This window comes from Luteibacter sp. GL_149 (assembly GCF_057834065.1).
This window is the reverse complement of the sequence record NZ_CM174395.1, coordinates 1,847,556-1,868,232: the sequence shown is the minus strand read 5'-3', so window position 1 is coordinate 1,868,232 and position 20,677 is coordinate 1,847,556. Positions and strand designations below refer to the sequence as shown.

Annotated in this window: 17 protein-coding genes; 9 read left to right on the top strand and 8 right to left on the bottom strand. The window is 63.3% G+C overall.

What is annotated here, in order from left to right:
• The first annotated feature begins 67 nt into the window (after positions 1 to 67).
• From AC3IR3_RS08550 to pilH, 8 genes are all read left to right on the top strand, one after another.
• On the top strand, positions 68 to 1,261 hold the full coding sequence (locus tag AC3IR3_RS08550) for a JmjC domain-containing protein (RefSeq protein WP_489196471.1): 1,194 nt from the start codon (positions 68 to 70) through the stop codon (positions 1,259 to 1,261).
• Positions 1,258 to 1,752, top strand: a complete 495-nt coding sequence (locus AC3IR3_RS08545) for a DUF7931 domain-containing protein (protein WP_489196470.1) — start codon at positions 1,258 to 1,260, stop codon at positions 1,750 to 1,752. The genes AC3IR3_RS08550 and AC3IR3_RS08545 overlap by 4 nt, the downstream gene beginning before the upstream one ends.
• A gap of 118 nt (positions 1,753 to 1,870) precedes the next feature.
• A complete protein-coding gene (locus AC3IR3_RS08540; RefSeq protein ID WP_489196469.1) occupies positions 1,871 to 4,717 on the top strand; it encodes a 2-oxoglutarate dehydrogenase E1 component in 2,847 nt (948 codons plus the stop codon).
• A 7-nt stretch (positions 4,718 to 4,724) separates the two neighbouring features.
• Complete coding sequence (odhB, locus tag AC3IR3_RS08535) at positions 4,725 to 5,930, top strand: 2-oxoglutarate dehydrogenase complex dihydrolipoyllysine-residue succinyltransferase (RefSeq protein ID WP_489196468.1); 1,206 nt, start codon at positions 4,725 to 4,727, stop codon at positions 5,928 to 5,930.
• 105 nt (positions 5,931 to 6,035) lie between these two features.
• Entirely contained in the window at positions 6,036 to 7,475 is a 1,440-nt protein-coding gene (lpdA, locus tag AC3IR3_RS08530) for a dihydrolipoyl dehydrogenase (RefSeq protein WP_489196467.1), read from the top strand.
• Positions 7,476 to 7,545: 70 nt separating this feature from the next.
• The gene (locus tag AC3IR3_RS08525) at positions 7,546 to 8,142 is read left to right on the top strand and encodes an LOG family protein (RefSeq protein ID WP_489196466.1); all 597 of its coding nucleotides are present in this window, start codon (positions 7,546 to 7,548) and stop codon (positions 8,140 to 8,142) included.
• A 93-nt stretch (positions 8,143 to 8,235) separates the two neighbouring features.
• Positions 8,236 to 9,228, top strand: coding sequence for a YhdH/YhfP family quinone oxidoreductase (locus AC3IR3_RS08520; protein WP_489196465.1), 993 nt, complete (start codon positions 8,236 to 8,238; stop codon positions 9,226 to 9,228).
• 194 nt (positions 9,229 to 9,422) lie between these two features.
• Positions 9,423 to 9,788: a twitching motility response regulator PilH gene (gene pilH / locus AC3IR3_RS08515; protein WP_132141516.1), complete on the top strand. Its 366-nt coding sequence runs from the start codon at positions 9,423 to 9,425 to the stop codon at positions 9,786 to 9,788.
• A 49-nt stretch (positions 9,789 to 9,837) separates the two neighbouring features.
• On the opposite strand, the gene AC3IR3_RS08510 is transcribed toward pilH, so the two are convergent.
• Together AC3IR3_RS08510 and AC3IR3_RS08505 are read right to left on the bottom strand one after the other, a co-directional pair.
• A complete protein-coding gene (locus tag AC3IR3_RS08510) occupies positions 9,838 to 10,761 on the bottom strand; it encodes a DnaJ C-terminal domain-containing protein (protein WP_132141515.1) in 924 nt (307 codons plus the stop codon).
• Positions 10,762 to 10,854: 93 nt separating this feature from the next.
• Positions 10,855 to 11,307 (bottom strand): Hsp20/alpha crystallin family protein, encoded by a 453-nt coding sequence (locus tag AC3IR3_RS08505; protein WP_489196464.1) that lies wholly within the window; start codon positions 11,305 to 11,307, stop codon positions 10,855 to 10,857.
• A 167-nt stretch (positions 11,308 to 11,474) separates the two neighbouring features.
• On the opposite strand from AC3IR3_RS08505, the gene AC3IR3_RS08500 reads away from it, so the two are divergent.
• Positions 11,475 to 11,957, top strand: a complete 483-nt coding sequence (locus AC3IR3_RS08500; RefSeq protein ID WP_489196463.1) for a peroxiredoxin — start codon at positions 11,475 to 11,477, stop codon at positions 11,955 to 11,957.
• 231 nt (positions 11,958 to 12,188) lie between these two features.
• Here the strand turns inward: AC3IR3_RS08500 and gyrA are convergent, their stop codons facing one another.
• From gyrA to pnp, 6 genes are all read right to left on the bottom strand, one after another.
• Positions 12,189 to 14,801 (bottom strand): DNA gyrase subunit A, encoded by a 2,613-nt coding sequence (gene gyrA, locus AC3IR3_RS08495; RefSeq protein ID WP_489196462.1) that lies wholly within the window; start codon positions 14,799 to 14,801, stop codon positions 12,189 to 12,191.
• Between the two features lie 139 nt (positions 14,802 to 14,940).
• Positions 14,941 to 15,351 carry a GtrA family protein gene (locus tag AC3IR3_RS08490; protein WP_489196461.1) on the bottom strand — a complete coding sequence of 137 codons (411 nt, stop codon included), beginning with the start codon at positions 15,349 to 15,351 and terminating at the stop codon, positions 14,941 to 14,943.
• A complete protein-coding gene (gene mtnA, locus AC3IR3_RS08485) occupies positions 15,351 to 16,364 on the bottom strand; it encodes an S-methyl-5-thioribose-1-phosphate isomerase (protein WP_489196460.1) in 1,014 nt (337 codons plus the stop codon). Before mtnA ends, AC3IR3_RS08490 begins: the two co-directional genes overlap by 1 nt.
• 101 nt (positions 16,365 to 16,465) lie before the next feature.
• Positions 16,466 to 17,533: a class III poly(R)-hydroxyalkanoic acid synthase subunit PhaC gene (locus AC3IR3_RS08480; protein WP_489196459.1), complete on the bottom strand. Its 1,068-nt coding sequence runs from the start codon at positions 17,531 to 17,533 to the stop codon at positions 16,466 to 16,468.
• Positions 17,530 to 18,423 (bottom strand): poly(R)-hydroxyalkanoic acid synthase subunit PhaE, encoded by an 894-nt coding sequence (locus AC3IR3_RS08475; RefSeq protein ID WP_489196458.1) that lies wholly within the window; start codon positions 18,421 to 18,423, stop codon positions 17,530 to 17,532. Before AC3IR3_RS08475 ends, AC3IR3_RS08480 begins: the two co-directional genes overlap by 4 nt.
• Positions 18,424 to 18,559: 136 nt before the next feature.
• Complete coding sequence (gene pnp, locus AC3IR3_RS08470; RefSeq protein WP_489196457.1) at positions 18,560 to 20,665, bottom strand: polyribonucleotide nucleotidyltransferase; 2,106 nt, start codon at positions 20,663 to 20,665, stop codon at positions 18,560 to 18,562.
• Positions 20,666 to 20,677: the final 12 nt, after the last annotated feature.

Below are 20,677 nucleotides of genomic sequence, written 5' to 3'. Positions count from 1 at the left end.
CGTATGGACGGCCCATGATGCACCGCAACGGTGAGGATGACGACCGCTTCGGAGGCTACAATAGGGAATGGCCATTTCTCATCCCTCCCGCAAGTCCCTCCCCATCGAAGTACGCGGTACCGCGAAGCAGCCGCTGGGCATGAGCCCGACGCAGTTCCTGCGCGACTATTGGCAGAAACGCCCGCTACTTATCCGCAATGCTTTCCCCGATTTCGAGCCGCCGATCGAACCAAACGATCTGGCCGGCCTGGCTTGCGAGGAAGCCGCACTGGCCCGGCTGATCTTTCACGACGAAAAGCGCGATCGCTGGACGGTGAAGACGGGACCGTTCGCTGAAGAGGAATTCGGCAAGACCCCGAAAAGCAACTGGACCCTGCTGGTCCAGGACGTCGACAAGTGGGACGCCGACGTGGCCGCGCTGCTGGGCACATTCGACTTCCTGCCGAGCTGGCGCGTCGACGACATCATGGTTTCTTATGCCGAAGACGGCGGCGGCGTGGGCGCCCATGTCGACCAGTACGACGTATTTCTGTTGCAGGGCATCGGGCAGCGTCACTGGGCCATCAGCGACGACCCGGACGCCCCGCTGGATTTCCGTACCGACGTCGAACTGAAACAGCTTCAGGTCTTCGAGCCCACGCACGAATGGCTGCTGGAACCGGGCGACATGCTTTACATCCCGCCGGGCGTCCCCCACGACGGCGTGGCGATCGGCAACTGCATGACACTGTCGGTCGGCATGCGCGCACCGTCGCAGGCCGAACTGACCGGCGATCTGGCCGACTTCCTCGCCGAGCGTATGCCCGAGGAACTGCGCTATACGGACCCGGACCTCAGCCCCGCGAAGCATGCCGGCGAAATCGACGTGGCGGCGATCAACTGCCTCCGCCAGGCGCTGCCCTTCGCTGCGGCGCTGGACCGCGACCTGCTGGCGGACTGGTTCGCCCGGTTCATTACCCGCTACCGCAATGCCCAGAACGCCTCGGCACCGCCGAAGGCGTCGACCCGGGCGGCATTCGACAAGGCGCTGGATGCCGGCGCACGTGTGCTGCGGCATCCCTGGGCCCGCCTCGCATGGGTACGCCAGCGCAAGGGCGCCACGCTATATGTAAGTGGCCACGCCTACCCTTGCTCGTCCGACCTGGCCGAGCGGCTGTGCCGCGAGCGAAGCCTCGACCACGTCGGGGCGGCGGATCGCGAGCTGGTCCTGACCCTGATCAACGATGGCCACCTCGCCATACAGAAGGGTCGCCGTCGGTGAGCCTCGCGGACGATGCCGTGCTGGCGGCCGGGGATCGGGCGAGTCTCGACCTCGCCCACCAGCGGCTTCTGGACCGGACCCGGCATCGTCTGTGTATTTATCTGCCCGTACTCGAGGACGGTGTGCTCGAAAGCGAGGCCGTCCTGACCTCGATACGCCGGATCGCCACCAGCGGTCGACGGGCATCCATCCGCATTCTGACCCATGACGCCGTGCGCGCCCTGCGCGAATCGCACCGGCTGATCCTGCTCGCCCAGCGCCTTCCTTCGGCCATCGCCATCCGGGTGCCGACCGAGGAAGCCGATCTGCGCTACCCGTCCGCCTTCGTCACCGACAACGCCAGTGGCTTTCTGTTCAGGCCACTGGCCTCCCGCTACGAAGCCCGCGGACACCTCGACGCCCTCGGAGAAGCCTCGCGTTTGCAGGGTTATTTCGACGAAGTGTGGGAGCGCTCGGAAGCCGCGTGGGAAATAAGACCACTTGGTATCTAGGAACGAGATAGAAGTTGGCGCGACGCAGCAACGGGGAGCTATAATTAACGGATTCTTTGCCGTCATCCGTGTGCCTCGATGGTCGGCGAGCCATTTCCCCGTGTGTGCCGGTGGTGACGTGAGCGCAAATTTGATCCGCGAGTTTTCCGAATCCTCCCAGCTCGCCGGCGGTAACGCCGACTACGTCGAGCAGATTTACGAGTCCTGGCTGGCAGATGCCGCCTCGGTCCCCACCGAATGGAACTCGTATTTCAAATCGTTCAAGGGCCGCGAGGCCGGCGACGTCCCCCACTCGGATGCCATCGCCCGTATTGAAGCCGCGCAGCGCCAGCGCCGTACGGCGACCGTCGTCGCCGCTCCCGGCAACGACGCATACGCCCAGAAACAGGCCGGCGTGCTGCGCCTGCTCACCGCTTATCGCTCGCGCGGCCATCTCGCCGCCGACCTCGATCCCCTCGGCCTGACCGTTCCTTCGGTCGACGCCCCGGATCTGGGTCTCGCGTTCCATGGCCTCGGCGAAGCGGATTTCGACACCGAATTCGACGCCGGCACCTTCGCCGGTGGCGGTCAGCGCATGAAGCTGCGCGACCTGCTCACCCGCCTGAAAAAGATCTATACCGGCACCGTCGGCGCCGAGTTCATGTATATCAGCGACCACGACCAGCGCCGCTGGATCTACTCGCGCCTCGAGAAAGCCAGCGGCAACCCGGGTCTCGACACGAAAGAAAAGGTCCGCGTCCTCGAAGCGCTGACCGCGGCCGAAGGCCTCGAGCGCTACCTGCATACCAAGTACGTCGGCCAGAAGCGCTTCTCGCTGGAAGGCGGCGACAGCCTGATTCCCATGGTCGACGACATCGTCCGTGCGGGCGGCGACAACGGCGTCAAGGAACTCGTGATCGGCATGGCCCATCGTGGCCGCCTGAACGTACTGGTGAACATCCTCGGCAAGCCGCCGGGCCAGCTGTTCAACGAGTTCGAAGGCAAGTTCGAGCACGTCGACGACGCCATCCACTCGGGCGACGTGAAGTACCACATGGGCTTCTCGGCCGACGTCAAGACGCCCAACGGCGGCGTGCACGTCGCGCTGGCGTTCAATCCGTCGCATCTGGAAATCGTCAATCCGGTGGTCGCGGGCTCGGTGCATGCGCGCCAGTGCCGTCGCGGCGACACCGCGCACGACCAGTCCATCGCCATCCTCATCCACGGCGACGCGGCTTTCGCGGGTCAGGGCGTCGGCATGGAACTGATGCAGATGTCGCAGGCACGCGGTTTCGCCATCGGCGGCACGCTGCACCTCGTCGTCAACAACCAGGTCGGATTCACGACGTCCAAGCGCGACGACGCGCGGTCGACGCTGTACTGCACCGATCTGGCGAAGATGGTCAACGCGCCGGTCTTCCACGTGAACGGCGACGATCCGGAAGCCGTCATCCAGGTCACGCGTCTGGCCTATGAATTCCGCAAGGAATTCAAGAAAGACGTCGTGGTCGACCTCGTCTGCTACCGCCGCCACGGCCATAACGAAGCCGACGAGCCGGCGGCAACGCAGCCGCTGATGTACCAGATCATCCGCAAGCGTCCGACCACCCGCGACCTCTATGCCCAGCGTCTGGTCAAGGAATCGGCCATCGGTGCCGACGACGGCCAGAAGATGCTCGACGATTACCGCGCACGCCTCGAAAAGGGCGAACCGCTGATCGCGATCAATCCGAATCCAACGCGCGACATCCCGGTCGACTGGACGCGCTTCCAGAAGAACAAGCTGTCGATGGTCGTCGACACGGGTGTGCCCCGTGCGGAACTGTCGAAGCTGCTCGACGTCATCCTCGATGTGCCGTCCGACGTCACGCTGCATCCGCGCGTCGCGAAAATCTACGACGACCGTCGCAAGATGGCCGCCGGCGAACTGCCGGGCGACTGGGGCTTCGCCGAGAACCTCGCATACGCCACGCTGCTGAAGGAAGGCAACGACCTGCGTCTGGTCGGCCAGGACTCCGGCCGCGGCACGTTCTTCCATCGCCACGCCGTCCTGCACGACCAGAACACCGACAACACGTACATGCCGCTGTCGAAGGTCCGTCCGGATGCGCGCGTCGAAATCGTCGACTCGCTGCTCAGCGAAGAAGCCGTCATGGCGTTCGAGTACGGCGAATCCACGACCTCGCCCGACCAGCTCAACATCTGGGAAGGCCAGTTCGGCGACTTCGCCAACGGTGCCCAGGTCGTCATCGACCAGTTCATCAGCTCCGGCGAAGCCAAGTGGGATCGCCTCTGCGGTCTGACGCTGTTCCTGCCGCACGGCTACGAAGGCCAGGGTCCCGAGCATTCCTCGGCGCGCCTCGAGCGCTTCCTCCAGTTGTGCGCGGTCGACAACATGCAGGTCTGCGTACCGACCACGCCGGCGCAGGCTTTCCACATGATCCGTCGTCAGCAGGTGCGCCCGGTGCGCAAACCGCTGATCGTCATGACGCCAAAGTCGCTGCTGCGTCACAAGATGGCGGTGTCCTCGCTGGACGAACTGGCCAAGGGCCGGTTCCAGTTGGTCATCCCCGAGCATCGCGAACTGGCCGCCAAGAAGGTCAAGCGCGTCGTGTTCTGTTCGGGCAAGGTCTATTACGACCTGCTCGAGGAAGCGACGAAGCGCGGAATCAACGACGTCGCCATCGTGCGTGTCGAACAGCTGTATCCGTTCCCGCGCGACGAAGTCACGGCCGAACTGGACAAGTACACCTCCTCCAAGGAAGTGATCTGGTGCCAGGAAGAACCGATGAACCAGGGCGCATGGTTCCAGATCCGTCACCACCTGCAGGCCTGCATCGGCGCCAAGCACAGCCTCTCGTACGCGGGACGCGCGCGCTCCGCCGCACCGGCCGCAGGTCATCTCAATTCCCATGTCGCCGAACAGGCGGCGCTCGTCGAGCAGGCGCTCGCGGCGCCCGTCGGCACCGATCACGCAGCGGAGTAAGACAAGCATGTCCATCGAAGTCAAAGTCCCGGTCTTGCCCGAGTCCGTCTCCGACGCTCTTATCGCCACGTGGCACAAGAAAGCCGGCGACGCGGTCAAGCGCGACGAGAACCTCCTCGACCTCGAGACCGATAAGGTCGTGCTCGAAGTACCCTCGCCCGTCGACGGCGTGCTGAAGGAAATCAAGTTCGCCGAAGGCTCCACCGTCACCAGCGCGCAGGTCATCGCGGTGATCGAGGAAGGTGCCGTTGCCGCCGCTCCGGCCGCGGCGGAAGCCAAGCCGGCCGCAGCCGCCGCGCCGAAGGCCGACGCCAAGTCCGCTCCGGCAGGCGTCGACGAACTGTCCCCGGCCGGCCGTCGCGTCGCCACCGAGGAAGGCATCGACCCGTCGAAGGTCGCCGGCACGGGCCGCGATGGCCGCGTGACCAAGGAAGACCTCGTCAATTACGGCAAGACCGGTGGCGCCGCCGCCCCAGCCGCCACCGCTCCGGCCGCCAAGCCGACGCCGGGCTCGCGTCCGGAAGAGCGCGTGCCGATGACACGTATCCGTACGCGCATCGCCGAGCGCCTGATGCAGTCGAAGAACTCGATCGCGATGCTGACCTCGTTCAACGAGGTGAACCTCGCCGAAGTCGTCAAGCTCCGCAAGAGCCTCGGCGAGCAGTTCGAAAAGGCCAACGGCGTGAAGCTCGGCTTCATGAGCTTCTTCGTGAAGGCCGCTACCGAAGCGCTGAAGCGCTACCCGGTGGTGAACGCCTCGGTCGACGGCAGCGACATCATCTATCACGGCTACCAGGACATCTCGATCGCCGTGTCGACCGAAAAGGGTCTGGTGACGCCGGTGCTGCGCGACGTACAGGACATGAGCTTCGCCGATGTCGAGAAGGGCATCATCGGTTACGCCAAGAAGGCCCGTGACGGCAAGCTCGGCCTGGACGATCTCCAGGGTGGCACGTTCACCATCACCAACGGCGGCACCTTCGGTTCGCTGCTCTCCACGCCCATCGTGAACCCGCCGCAGAGCGCCATCCTCGGCATGCACACGATCAAAGAGCGCCCGGTGGTCGAAAACGGCCAGATCGTCGCCGCGCCGATGATGTACATCGCGCTCAGCTACGACCACCGCATCATCGACGGCCGCGACGCCGTGCTGTTCCTGGTGGACATCAAGAACCAGCTGGAAAACCCGCAGCGGATGCTCCTGGGCCTGTAAGGCTCCCGGCAGCCCCGAAACGGGAGTCGACAACGACTCCCGTTTTGGTATCCCGACCCCATATATCCCGGTATTCCCCCATACCGCGCTTCATTCGGAGTGATCATGAGCGACACATTCGACGTCATCGTCATCGGTGCGGGCCCCGCGGGCTACGTGGCAGCGATCCGCGCCGCGCAGCTGGGCCTCAAGACCGCCGTGGTCGACGCCTTTGTCGGCAAGGACGGCAAGCAGGCACTTGGCGGCACCTGCCTCAACATCGGCTGCATTCCGTCCAAGGCGCTGCTGGATTCGTCCAAGCAGTTCCACAACCTGACGCACAACTTCGCGGCGCACGGCATCACCGCCGAGAACCCGAAGATCGACATCCCGACCTTCGTGGGACGCAAGGACAAGATCGTCAAGCAGTTCACCGGCGGTGTCTCGCTGCTGTTCAAGGCGAACAAGGTCACCTCGTTCTTCGGCAAGGGCAAGCTGCTTAAGGCCAAGCCGTCGAGTGCACATGAGGTCGAGATCACCGGTAACGACGGCACGAAGCAGATCATCGCCGCGACCAACGTCATCCTGGCTTCCGGCTCCGTACCCATCGAACTGCCGTTCGCGAAGTTCGACGGCAAGCACATCGTCGACAACGCCGGCGCGCTCGATTTCACCGATGTTCCGAAGCGCCTCGGCGTGATCGGCGCGGGCGTGATCGGTCTCGAACTCGGCAGCGTCTGGAAGCGCCTGGGTTCGGACGTCACCATCATCGAAGCGCTGCCGGAATTCCTGGCGGTCGCCGATGCCGACGTCGCCAAGGCCGCCGCACGCGAGTTCGCCAAGCAGGGCCTGACCATTAAGCTCAACGCCAAGCTCAGCAAGGCCGAGGTCAAGGGCGACGAAGTCCACCTCACGTATAACGACAAGGACGGCGACCATAACCTCGTCGTCGACAAGCTGCTGGTCGCCGTGGGCCGCCGTGCCTACACCGACGGCCTGCTGGCCGCCGATACGGCCGTGAAGATCGACGAGCGCGGCCGCATCGTAGTCGACGAGCATTGCCACACGGGCGTCGACGGGGTCTGGGCGATCGGCGATGCCGTACGCGGCCCGATGCTCGCGCACAAGGGTTCCGAGGAAGGCGTGGCGGTTGCCGAGCTCATCGCCGGCAAGCCGGGGCACGTCAATCTCGACCTCGTTCCCTGGGTCATCTACACCGAGCCGGAAATCTCCTGGGTCGGCAAGACCGAGAAGCAGCTCAAGGACGAAGGCGTGCCGTACAAGACGGGTTCCTTCCCGTTCGCCGCCAACGGCCGTGCCGTCGCGATGAACGAAGGCGTCGGCCTGGTGAAGATCATTGCCCATGCCGAAACGGATCGCATCCTCGGCGTGCACATGGTCGGTCCGGTCGTTTCCGAACTGATCCACGAAGCCGTCGTCGCAATGGAATTCAAGGGCTCGTCGGAAGACCTCGCACGCATCGTCCATGCGCATCCGGCCCTGTCGGAAGTCGTGCACGAGGCCGCACTCGCGGTCGACAAGCGCGCCATCCACAAGAGCAACTGATAGCAGCGTTCGCGATACCGAGCCCGCTCATGCCCTGCATGGGCGGGCTCTTCTTTTTACGGAGTTACCTATGCGCGAGATAAAATCCCTGTGCGTGTACTGCGGTTCGAACAGCGGTACGCATCCCGAGTACGCCGAGAAAGCAGCCGCCTTCGGCAAGCGTCTTGCCGATGAGGGTATTGCGCTCGTGTATGGCGGGGGCAAGGTCGGCCTCATGGGTATCGTCGCCGACTCGGTGCTCGCCGCGGGTGGTCGCGTCATCGGCGTGATTCCCCGGCAACTCGTCGAGAAGGAAGTCGCGCACAAAGGACTTTCCGAGCTGCACGTGGTCGAGACGATGCACCAGCGCAAGACGCGCATGTACGAGCTGTCCCAGGCCTTCGTCGCCCTGCCCGGCGGCTTCGGCACGATGGACGAGATGTTCGAGATGCTCACCTGGGCGCAACTCGGCCTGCATGCTTATCCTTGCGCGTTCCTCGACGTGCGCGGTTTCTATTCGAAGCTGTCCGCCAGCATGGATCACATGGTGGCCGAAGGCTTCGTGCGCGCGGAACAGCGCGACGGCGTGTGGTTCGGCCAGGACATCGATACGCTGTTCGACTGGATGAAACACTACGAGTCGGGCTATACGCCGAAGTGGATCAACGAGAAAACCGTAGAAGCGTGATTGCTTCCTGTTTGCGGGCTGTACCAGCGGGTTGTAGGAGCCCGCTCGCGGGCTCCTACAAGTTTCGCCATGACCCAGCATGAGGATTTGTCCATGACCTCCTTCAACGCCTTCCGCATCCACCAGGACGACACCGGCTACCGCAGCGGGCTCGAAACCATGGACACCGACGCGCTCAGTTCCGGCGAAGTGCTGGTCAAGGTCGAATGGTCGTCGGTAAATTACAAGGATGCACTCGCGGGCACCGGCAAGGGCAAAATCCTCCGGCGCTTTCCGCTCAACGGCGGCATCGACGTCGCGGGTACGGTCGTAGCCTCGACGGCGGCCAGCGTTCGCGAAGGCGACAAGGTCCTGTGCACCGGCAGCGGTTTGTCCGAGACGCGCGACGGCGGCTATGGCGAATACGTCCGGCTGCCGGCCGAATGGACGATTCCCCTGCCCGCCGGCCTCACCGCACGCGAAGCCATGATTCTCGGTACGGCTGGCTTCACGGCCGCCCTGTCGCTGCTGCGCATGCTCGATAACAGGCAGTCGCCCGGGCACGGCCCGATCGCCGTCACGGGCGCCACGGGTGGCGTGGGCATGCTGGCGGTCGATATCTTCACCCGCGCCGGCTTCACCGTGCATGCGATCAGCGGCAAAGCCGATCGTTTCGATACATTGCGCACCGTGGGTGCCGCCGAATGCATCGACCGTCACTCCCTCGGCTTCAGCGGCAAACCGATGGACTCGGCGCGGTTCGGCGGCGCGCTCGACAATGTCGGCGGCGGCATGCTCGCTGGGCTGCTGCCTCTGATCGCGCCTTATGGCAACGTCGCCATCTGCGGTCTGGCGGGAAGTCCGGAGCTGCCGACCACCGTCATGCCCTTCATCATTCGCGGAGTGAGTCTGCTCGGCATCGCTTCGGCGGGAACGTCGCGGGATCTGCGCGACGAGATCTGGCGCAGGCTCGCCAGCGACTGGAAACCTGCGCATCTGGCGACGATATGCACGCGCGAAATCGATCTGCCCACGCTTCCGTCCGTCTTCGATACGATGCTGAAGGGCGAATCGTTCGGTCGCACGGTCGTACGCATCGCCGATTGAGGCACGCAAGTACTTGCCTGTGCACGCATTCGACGCTTAACCATTGATGTACGAGCATGTAACAGTAGAATGACCGTTCGCAGGGGTGCCGCTCCCCGTCGGGACGTCACGTTCCGGGGAATGGCACTGCAGAAGACGTCACCGATCTCGGGTGGCGTCAGAGAATAACTAACGGGTTCACCCCGGGGGAAAGTATGGCGCGTATCCTGATCGTCGACGATTCGCCGTCGCAGCTACTTGGAATCAAGCGCATCGTCGAGAAACTGGGACATGAGGCCGTTACGGCCGAAGACGGCGCCGCAGGTGTCGAAGCGGCAAAACGCGAGCTTCCCGACCTGATCCTGATGGACGTGGTGATGCCGAACTTGAACGGCTTCCAGGCCACCCGCACGATCAGCAAGGAACCCACCACCGCGCACATCCCCATCGTACTGGTCACCACGAAGGATCAGGATACCGACAAGGTCTGGGGGCTCCGTCAGGGAGCCAAAGCGTATGTCGTGAAGCCCATCAAGGAAGAAGAGCTGATTCGTACGCTCAAGGAACTGCTGCCCGCCTGACCGGGGCAGCGACGGGAGCCGGCCATCCGGCCAGGCTCCCGTTCCCGCGTCAACGACGCGGATCGAAGTCGGGAAACGCGTCCTTCAGCTCTTCGAACGCCGCTTTCTCTTCATGCGTGTCGGCCACCGGCACGCGGATTTCCAGCACCACGATCTGATCGCCCGGCTCCGAACCCGGCATACCGCGCCCCTTCAGACGCAGTTTGCGACCCGACTGCGAGCCCGCCGGAATACGCAGGTCGACATGCCCGCCCAACGTCGGCACGGGCACCGAGGCGCCCAGCGCCGCTTCCCAGGGCGAGATCGGCAGCGTATGCAGCACCGTCCGGCCTTCCAGACGGAAGCGTGCGTCGTCGCGGATACCCACTTCCAGCAGCAGATCGCCCGAAGGGCCGCCACCGGAACCGGCATGCCCCTGGCCGGCCAGACGAATCACCTGCCCGGCCTGAATACCCGCGGGAATCTTCACCTCGAGCACGCGCTCGCCGCCGGCCGAATCGTTCAGCACAAGGCGGGTCTTGCCGCCGTGATAAGCGGTATGCAGGTCCGTATCGATACGGGCCTGGATGTCCCGGCCACGACGGGCATGGGACTGCGCCTGTCCACGCGCGCCAGCGGCGCGACCGCCGAACAGGCTTTCGAAGAAATCGCTGAAATCCCCACCGCCCCCGCCACCCCCCATATTGCCGAAATCGAAACCCTGGCCCTGCTGCTGGCCCCAGCCCGGCGGCGGCCGGAACTGCTCGCCGGAACGATAGCCGCCGGCGCGGACCTGATCGTAGGCGCTACGCTTCTCGGGGTCCTTCAGAACCTCGTTCGCCTCGTTGATCGTCTTGAACTTTTCTTCCGCCCCGGCTTCCTTGTTCTTGTCGGGGTGATATTTGCGCGCAAGCTTGCGGTAGGCCGCCTTGATCTCGGCGTCCGTCGCCTCGGGCTTTACCCCCAGCGCATCGTAATAATCCTTGAACTCCACAGGCTCTCCCGGGCTTGTGTCACAACCATGGAAACAGAAATACCCGCGGCGAACTCGCATTCGCCGCGGGTCAGGTCATCCAAGATAAGGCATTCAGCCCGCGGCGTTAATGGAAATCCGACGCGGCGTGGTTTCGGCCCTCTTGGGAATGACGATTTCGAGCACGCCATGCTTGCCCGTGGCGGTGATTCCGTCGGCATCGGCGCTGTCCGGCAGCGCGAAACGACGATGGAACGGGCCATGCGCACGCTCGGCGCGGCTGTACTTGCCGGCATCCGCCTCAGTGGCGACCTTACGCTCGCCCTTGATGGTGAGGACACCCTTGTCCATCTGGATTTCGATATCGGACGGATCGACGCCAGGGATATCGGCCAGGATAAGGAAGCGCTGGGCCTCTTCACGAATGTCGACGCGTGGCACCCACTGGCTGTTCGTCGTGCTCGCCGGTGCCTTCTCCTCCTGTCCGAAGAAGCGATCGAACACCTGGCGAATATCGCCCGGCAGGACCTGAGCGTGGCGCCATGAAGTCGAATGAAGCTGGCTCATCGTATTGTCTCCAAAAGGTTTTCGGTCCCATGACCGTCTGGGAAAGAAGATTGGAGCGGCGTGCCGCGATTCAAGGGCCGCCCTCGCGGGAGACGGAGCCGGTTGTCTTTCCTTCAGTCACATAGCGCGCCTACACTGCCCGCTATCCCTCATCCGAGCATCCCACCATGACGATCCAGACTGGCGACCGTATTCCCGACGCTGTGCTCAATACGTTCGACGACGGCGTGAAGCCGGTTTCGACGAAAGAGCTTTTCGAGGGCCGCAAGGTGGTTCTGTTCGCGGTACCCGGCGCGTTCACGCCCACGTGTTCCAACAAGCATTTGCCCGGCTATGTAAACCACATCGAAGACTTCCGCGCACTTGGCGTCGACGTGCTTTGTTTTTCGGTCAACGATGCATTCGTGATGCACGCGTGGGGCGAATCCCAGGGCGTACCGGCGGATCTGAAGATGCTCGCCGACGGCAATGCCGAATTCACCCGGGCACTTGGCCTCGAGCTCGATGGCAGCGCGCATGGCATGGGCATTCGTGCGAAGCGCTTCGCGCTTTATGCCGAAGATGGCGTAGTGAAGGTATTGCACGTCGAAGCACCGGGCGAATTTCGCGTATCTACCGCCAAGGCGATGCTGGAAGCGATCAACGCCTGATCGCGCCACGTTCCCTGTAGGAGCTCGCTTGCGAGCGAAAGCCAACGGAGCGGGAAAGCCGTGGGTGGCGTTCGCAGCCAGAAGATCGCGCTAGCGCCGCAATGCAGACGCTTCACCGCTCCGTTGGCTTTCGCTCGCAAGCGAGCTCCTACAAAAAAAGAGTGCATAACGAAAGGCCCGGCATTTTCATGCCGGGCCCCTGTTTCGTACGTATAACGCTTGAGAGCGTTTTTATTCCTGAGGCTCGTCGCCCACCGGACCGCTTTCCTGCGGCGGCATGTCGACCGTGCCTTCGTCGCCAGCCACTTCCACGTCGACTTCCTCGTCCGCTTCCAGACGCACGATGCTTACCAGCGTCTCGTCCTTCGGCAGACGGATCAGCGTCACGCCCTGCGTGTTGCGGCCCAGCTGCGATATCTCGGCGACACGCGTCCGTACCAGCGTGCCCTGATCGGAAATCAGCATCACTTCCTGTGTTTCGCTGACCTGCGCCGCGGCGACAAGCTTGCCGTTGCGCTCGGAGCACTGGATGGCCTTGACGCCCTGTGTACCGCGACCCTTCTTCGGGAATTCCTCGAGTACCGTGCGCTTACCGTAACCGCGTGCCGTCGCCGTAAGGATGTCGCCCTCGGCGGCCACGATCAACGAGACCACCTCGGCATCTTCACCCAGACGCATACCGCGCACGCCGGTGGCCGTACGGCCCATCGAACGGACGGTGTCTTCGTCGAAGCGAACCGACTTGCCGTTCGATGCGAACAGCAGCACGTCGCTCTTGCCGTCGGTCAGCGCCACATTGACCAGCGCATCGCCATCGTCGAGGTTGATGGCGATCTTGCCCTTCTGCAGTTGGAACGCGAACTCCGTCAGCGGCGTCTTTTTCACCGTACCGCGGCGCGTCGCGAAGAACACGAAGTTGTCCGCGGTGTACTCGCGTACCGGCAGCACCGCCTGTACCTTCTCGCCCTCGGTCAGCGGCAACAGGTTGACGATGGGCTTGCCACGCGCACCCGGACCGGCTTCGGGCATCTGGTAGACCTTCAGCCAGTACACACGGCCGGTGCTGGTGAACGTGAGCAGCGTGTCGTGCGTATTCACGACCCAAAGCTGTTCGACAACGTCTTCGTCCTTCAGTGCCGATGCCGAACGACCCTTGCCGCCACGCTTCTGCGCGCGATAAAGGCTGGCCGGCTGACGCTTGATGTAACCCGTATGCGACAGCGTGACCACGACGTCTTCCGGCGCGATCAGGTCGAGTACGTTGAGATCTTCCTGCGAATGCTGGATCTCGGTGCGACGCGCATCGCCGTAGTCGGTGCGGATCTGTTCCAGTTCCTCGCGGATCACTTCCAGCAGACGCGAAGGATTCTCCAGGATATCGATCAGGCCGCGAATCGTCTCGAGGATCTGGCGGTATTCGTCGGAAAGACGATCCTGCTCCAGACCGGTGAGGCGATGCAGGCGCATGGCGAGGATTTCGAGCGCCTGCACTTCGGAAAGCTGATAGCCGTCCGGATGCAAACCGTCACGCGGGTCCATCTCTTCCGGACGCGACGATTCCGCGCCCGTAGCCGACAGCAACGCACTGACCAGACCCGGATCCCAGCGACGCTGCGTCATGCGCTCGCGCGCTTCCGCCGGCGATGCCGAGGTCTTGATCAATTCGATCATCTCGTCGATGTTCGCGAGCGCGACGGTCAGACCTTCGAGGATATGCGCACGCGCACGCGCCTTGCGCAGTTCGAAGATCGTGCGACGCGTGACCACTTCGCGACGATGGCGAATGAACGCCGTAAGGATGTCCTTCAGGTTCAGCAGACGCGGCTGGCCGTCGAGCAACGCCACCATGTTGATGCCGAAGGTGACCTGTAACTGGGTCTGCTGGAACAGGTTGTTCAGTACGACATCGCCCATCGAATCGCGACGGATCTCGATGACGACTCGCATACCGTCCTTGTCGGACTCGTCGCGCAGTTCGCTGATGCCTTCGAGCTTCTTTTCCTTCACCAGCTCGGCGATCTTTTCGATCAGGCGAGCCTTGTTCACCTGGTACGGCAGCTCATGGACGATGATCGTCTCGCGGCCGTTCGCTTCGGTTTCGATCTCGGCGCGCGCACGGACCAGGATGCGTCCGCGACCGGTGCGATAGGCTTCGATGATGCCCGATGAGCCGTTGATGATGCCGGCGGTCGGGAAATCCGGACCCGGGATATGGGTCATGAGTTCGTCGACGCCCAGCGTCGGCTCGTCGATGAGCGCGAGCGTGGCGTTGATGACCTCGGTCATATTGTGCGGCGGAATGTTCGTCGCCATGCCGACCGCGATACCGGCCGAGCCGTTGACGAGCAGGTTCGGCACACGGGTGGGCAGCACCAGCGGCTCGTGCTCGCTTTCGTCGTAGTTGGGGCCGAAGTCGACGGTTTCCTTGTCGATATCCGCCATCAGCTCGTGCGTAAGGCGCGCCATGCGCACCTCGGTGTATCGCATCGCGGCGGCGTTATCGCCATCGACCGAACCGAAGTTACCCTGACCGTCGACCAGCATATAGCGCAACGAGAACGGCTGGGCCATACGGACGATGGTGTCGTAAACGGAGGCGTCGCCATGCGGATGGTATTTACCGATGACGTCACCGACGACGCGCGCCGATTTCTTGTATGGCTTGTTCCAGGCGTTGCCGAGCTCGCTCATCGCGAACAACACGCGCCGATGTACCGGCTTCAGACCGTCGCGCACATCGGGTAGTGCGCGTCCCACGATCACGCTCATGGCGTAGTCGAGGTAGCTCTGGCGCATCTCATCTTCGATGTTGACGCGGATGATTTCTTTGGCGAGTTCTGCCATCAATCGGCTTCCCTTAAGTCCATGAATGACCCCCCGGGCCACGCGGATCGCGTGATCTGTCGGACGGGTCCACGCAAGCGTTCGATAGTACCACAAAGACGTCGCAAATGACAGTCTTTAGTACTTTAAAAACAATGAGTTACGCGACAGTTTTGGCGTTCCGGAAAAGCAGCGTCCGGGCGAGGCCGTAATTGGCCGCGGCGCCCGCCAGCGACCCTACCGCGACGGCCACCGCGGGCCACGGTTTCAGGCTGGGAATCAGCTCCAGAACGGCTACGTAAGCGCCGTTATTGAACAGCGCGCCGACCGCCATCAACCCCATCCAGTGCAGCCATTCCGCGCGGGGACTGATGCCGCTGTCGCGCCCTTTGAACGTATGCCGGCTGTTCCACCACCACGTCACCGTGGCGGCGGACAGGAAGGACACGACGCGCGCCGCATAGACGTTCCAGTGAGCCAGGCCGACCAACGACTGCGCGATACCCGCGTCGACGACGAAACCGATCGCGCCGCCGACGGCGAAAAGAACGATCTCGCGACCCAGGCGCATCAGCCGAAGACCGCCTGCATCTGCGATTCGTCCGGGCGCAGGATGACGCCACGCTCGGTGACGATGGCATCGATCAGATCGGCCGGCGTCACGTCGAACACGGGATTCCATGCATCGGCACCGTCGATCACGGTGCGTTTGCCGCCTATCGACAACAGCTCGGTCGCTTCGCGCAGTTCGATCTCGATATCGTCGCCGTTCGCCGTCGCCATATCGACCGTGGTCGACGGTGCCACGACCATGAACTTCACGCCGTGATGGCGCGCGGCGATGGCCAGCTGGTACGTACCGATCTTGTTCGCGGTGTCGCCGTTGGCCGCGATGCGATCGGCACCCACGATGACCCATTTCACTTCGCCATGCTTCATCAGATGCGATGCCGCCGAGTCGGCGACCAGCTTCGCGGGAATGCCGTCGCGAACCAGTTCCCACATCGTCAGGCGCGCTCCCTGCAACCAGGGGCGCGTCTCGCCCGCATAGACCTGCGTGATACGGCCCGCTTCGACACCCGCGCGAATAACACCCAGCGCGGTGCCGTAACCCGCCGTGGCCAGCGACCCGGTGTTGCAGTGGGTAAGCACGTGGGAGCCCGGTTCGATCAGCGCGGCGCCGAGCTCGCCCATAAGGCGATTGGCCGCCAGGTCTTCGTCCTGGATAGCCTGGGCTTCGCGCTCGAGCGCGTCGGCATCGGCACCCGCATCGATGCGCGAACGCATGCGATCCAGCGCCCACATCAGATTCACAGCGGTAGGCCGGGCGGCGCGCAGTGTCGTCAGGACGGGCTCGAGGGGCACACCCGATTTCGCGGCAAGCACCACGCCCCACGCCGCCGCGATACCGATAGCCGGCGCACCGCGCACGGCCAGCACGCGAATAGCGTCGGTAACCTCGTCGGCGGTCCGGCAGTCGAACCAGATTTCTTCGCCCGGAAGGTGACGCTGGTCGAGCAACGCGAGGCGATCGCCGTGCCATTGCACGGCGCGAATGGTGTCATGGGAAGCATTTGCGTTCATTGCGCCATTATCGCACCACTGCAAGCTAAAGCCAGAAAGGCGGACCGCCCAGCCGTGCATATGTAAGAGCCCGCTTGCGGGCTCCTACAAACACCGGCGGGTCAGCGCCTGGCCAGCCACTCATGAATCGCCGGCGGCACCTCGCGCTGCGCGCGGCTGGACACGTAAATACCGATATGGCCGCCCTTGAACGCGATGGCCGTGTAATCGTCGCTGCCGACCAGGTCGCCCAGCGGCTTCGACGCGGCGGGCGGGACAAGGTGATCCTGCTCCGCGAAAATATTGAGTACCGGCTGGTGAATCGCACCGAGATCGACCACACGCTCGCCGATCTTCGCCTCGCCGCTCATGAGGCGGTTTTCCTGAAAGAAGTCTTTCGCGAACTGGCGGAACGCCTCGCCCGCCTGATCGGGCGAGTCGAAAATCCACTTCTCCATCCGCAGGAAGTTTTCCACTTCTTTCGGGTTGTCGAGGATATCGACCAGTCCGACATATTTCTGCTGGTTCAGCCGCACGGGCTTCAGCGTGAGGTATGCCCAATTCATCAGATCGGCTGGCACGTTGCCTACCGTATCGACGAACAGGTCGATGTCCACGCCACGCGTCCAGTGCGAAAGCATGTTGTCCGGCGTATGGAAGTCCACCGGCGTCACCATGGTGACGAGATTGCGCACCTTATCGCCATGCAGCGCGGTATAACAAAGCGAGAACACGCCACCCTGGCAGATGCCGAGCAGGTTGATCGCATCGAGTTCGTGTCGACGTCGCACAACATCGACACAGCGATCCAGATAGCCGTCTATATAATCTTCGAGGGTCAGCCAGCGATCGGCACCGTCGGGATAACCCCAATCGATAAGGTATACGTCCTCGCCCTGCTCCAGCAGATTGCGCACCATGGAACGATCGGCCTGAAGGTCGACCATCCACGGCGTATTCACCAGCGCATAGCAGATCAGGATCGGCACTTTGGCCGCTGGCTTCTTCTCGCCGACAAAGTGCCAGAGTGTCAGCTTGTCTTCGCGATACACCGCCTCGCGCGGCGTCGATCCGAGCTCGATCGGTCCAACGTTGCGCAGGGTTTCCATGCCCGCTTCGAGCTTGCGACGAAACGCTTCCACTTCGTCTCTCGCGCGCTGCGGATCGATATTGAACGGGTTCTGCGTCATCGCGATGTTTTCTTCGTCGTCGCCCGTTTCGTCGTCGACACGGTTTTCTTCGTCGCCGTTTTCGTGGTGGAAGCTGCTTTCTTCGCCGGACCGGCCGTCGCACCGCGCATGGCATTCACTTCGGCGCGCAACGATTCGACCTCGGCCGCAAGACCCGTCATATGCCGAAGCTCGCGACGTACAGCCTGCAAACGTTCGCCGAGACTGTCGACTTCCTTGCGCGTCGGCATACCGAGCTGCACGGCCAGACGCTCGACCTGATGCTGCTGCAATACGCGAAGGCGCATCTGCGCATTCACCACCGAGGCATAGACCTCGCGGAATTCGTCCGAAAGGGCCGCCTCGCCATAGGCCTGCTCGGCAAGATTGACCCAACGATCATAGAGGGCACGCAGCGATTCCGGATCAGTCGGCGTACCGACGGCACCCTGCGTCTTCAACGCCTCGACGGCACGATCGTGAACCCGGCCGAGCAACGACTGGTAACGGCTGACATGCTGGGCGTAATCGAGTGCCGCCCGCAGCAGCGCCTGCTGCTCTTCGTGTTGTTCGCGACCGATACCGAGTCCGGGCATGCCCAGCGCCTCGCGCGCCGTGGACAACCACTCCTCGAAACGGCGCGTCATGACCTCAGGCGACTCGCCCGTCAACGGCGCACTGAAGGGAGGAATGCCGCCGATGCCCATGGGCATCGCGCCCATGTCGCCCCCCGCCGCCATCGACTTCAGCCACTCGCCGTAGCCGTCCAACCCACCGAACAGGCGCCCCATGGCTTCACTGCCGGGCAGTTCGGCGCCGGGCCCCTGCTCCATCTGGCGCGACCATGCGTCCCAGCCCTCGCGTACGAAGTGCTGGTACTGGTCGATGAAATCGTGGCCCTTTTCCGGCATCTAACGTATCCACTGCCTGTGCATTGCTTTTGATCCTACACGGCCCCTGCGTTGCAATCACGCAAGACTCCATAAAAACGCGAAGCCCGGCATCTCGCGATGCCGGGCTTCGGGGCTACCGGATGATCGCGAAGGATCAGCTGGCAGCGTTTTCTTCTTCGGTGACGGCCTTCATCGACAGACGGATACGACCCTGCTTGTCGACTTCCAGCACTTTCACCTTGACGATGTCGCCTTCCTTGAGCTTGTCGGAAACCTTCTCGACGCGCTCGCTGGAGATCTGCGACACGTGAACCAGACCGTCCTTGCCCGGCATGATCGTCACGAACGCACCGAAGTCCATCAGCTTGGCGACCTTGCCTTCGTAGATGCGACCCGGCTCGACGTCGGACACGATCTGCTCGATGCGCTTGCGCGCGGCTTCGGCGGCTTCGCGGTTGACCGAGGCGATAACGACGTTGCCGTCGTCCGTGATGTCGATCGTGGTGCCGGTCTCTTCCGTGATCGAACGGATAGTGGCGCCACCCTTACCGATCACTTCGCGGATCTTGTCCGGATGGATCTTGATCGTGAGCAGGCGCGGTGCGAATTCGCTCATTTCCGAGCGGGCTTCGGTGATGCACTTGGCCATTTCGCCGAGGATGTGCAGGCGACCGCGCTTGGCCTGGGCCAGAGCCGTACGCATGATCTCTTCGGTGATGCCGTCGATCTTGATGTCCATCTGCAGCGCGGAAACGCCATCGGCGGTGCCGGCTACCTTGAAGTCCATGTCGCCGAGGTGATCTTCGTCACCGAGGATGTCGGACAGGACGACGAAATCGCTGCCTTCCTTGACCAGACCCATGGCGATACCGGCAACCGGCGACTTCAGCGGAACGCCCGCGTCCATCATGGCCAACGACGAACCGCAGACCGAAGCCATCGACGAGGAACCGTTCGACTCGGTAATTTCCGAGACGACGCGGACGACGTACGGGAATGCTTCGATCGTCGGCTTCACAGCCTGCACGCCGCGCTTGGCGAGACGGCCGTGGCCGATTTCGCGACGCTTCGGGCTACCGACGCGACCGGTTTCACCGACCGAGAACGGGGGGAAGTTGTAATGGAAGAGGAACGTGTCCTTCCACTCGCCTTCCGGCGCGTCGATGATCTGCGAGTCACGCGTGGTACCGAGCGTGGCAACGACCAGCGCCTGCGTTTCGCCGCGGGTGAACAGCGCCGAACCGTGCGTGCGCGGCAGGACGCCGACGCGGACGGTGATCGGACGCACGTCGTCGAGGTTACGACCGTCGATGCGGACCTTGGTGGTCAGCACGCCGTCGCGCAGGGTGCGGTATTCGACTTCGCCGAATGCCGCGCCGATGTCGCCATCGGTCCAGCCATTGGCTTCGGCCTGAGCGGCGATCGCCGTCTTGACCTCGGTCTTCAGCGCGCCGACAACGTCGCGGCGAGCCAGCTTGTCGCGGATCTGGAAGGCTTCGACGAAGCGGTTGCCAACAGCGGCCTTGACCGCGTCGTACAACGCCGTCTTGGCGACAGGAGCTTCCCACTTGAAGGTCTTCTGGCCAGCTTCGGCGACGAAAGCGTTGATCGTGTCGATCGCGGCCTGCATCTGCTGGTGACCGAACATCACCGCGCCGAGCATGACATCTTCGCTGAGCAGCTTGGCTTCCGACTCGACCATCAGCACGGCACCGGACGTGCCGGCGACGACGAGGTCGAGGTCGGAGGTCTTAAGCTGCGTGGCGGTCGGGTTCAGGATGTACTGACCACCCGCGTAACCGACGCGGTTCGCGCCGATCGGGCCCTTGAACGGGACGCCGGCCAGAGCCATGGCGGCCGAAGCACCGAGGAGCGCCGGGATGTCGCCGTCGACTTCCGGGTTCAGCGACATGACCGTCGCGATGACCTGGATTTCGTTACGGAACTCTTCCGGGAACAGCGGGCGAAGCGGACGATCGATCAGACGCGAGGTGAGCGTTTCCTTCTCGGTCGGACGGCCTTCGCGCTTGAAGAAGCCACCCGGGATACGACCGGCGGAGTAGAACTTCTCCTGGTAGTCGACCGTGAGCGGGAAGAAGTCCTGGCCCTCGCGCGCCTTCGGCGCTGCGACGACTGTGACCAGGACGACAGTGCCGCCCATGCTGACCATCACGGCACCGGACGCCTGGCGGGCAATTTCGCCCGTCTCCAGCTTGACTTCGTGACTACCGTACTGGAATGACTTGGTTACTTTCGCCACTTTAGATTTCCT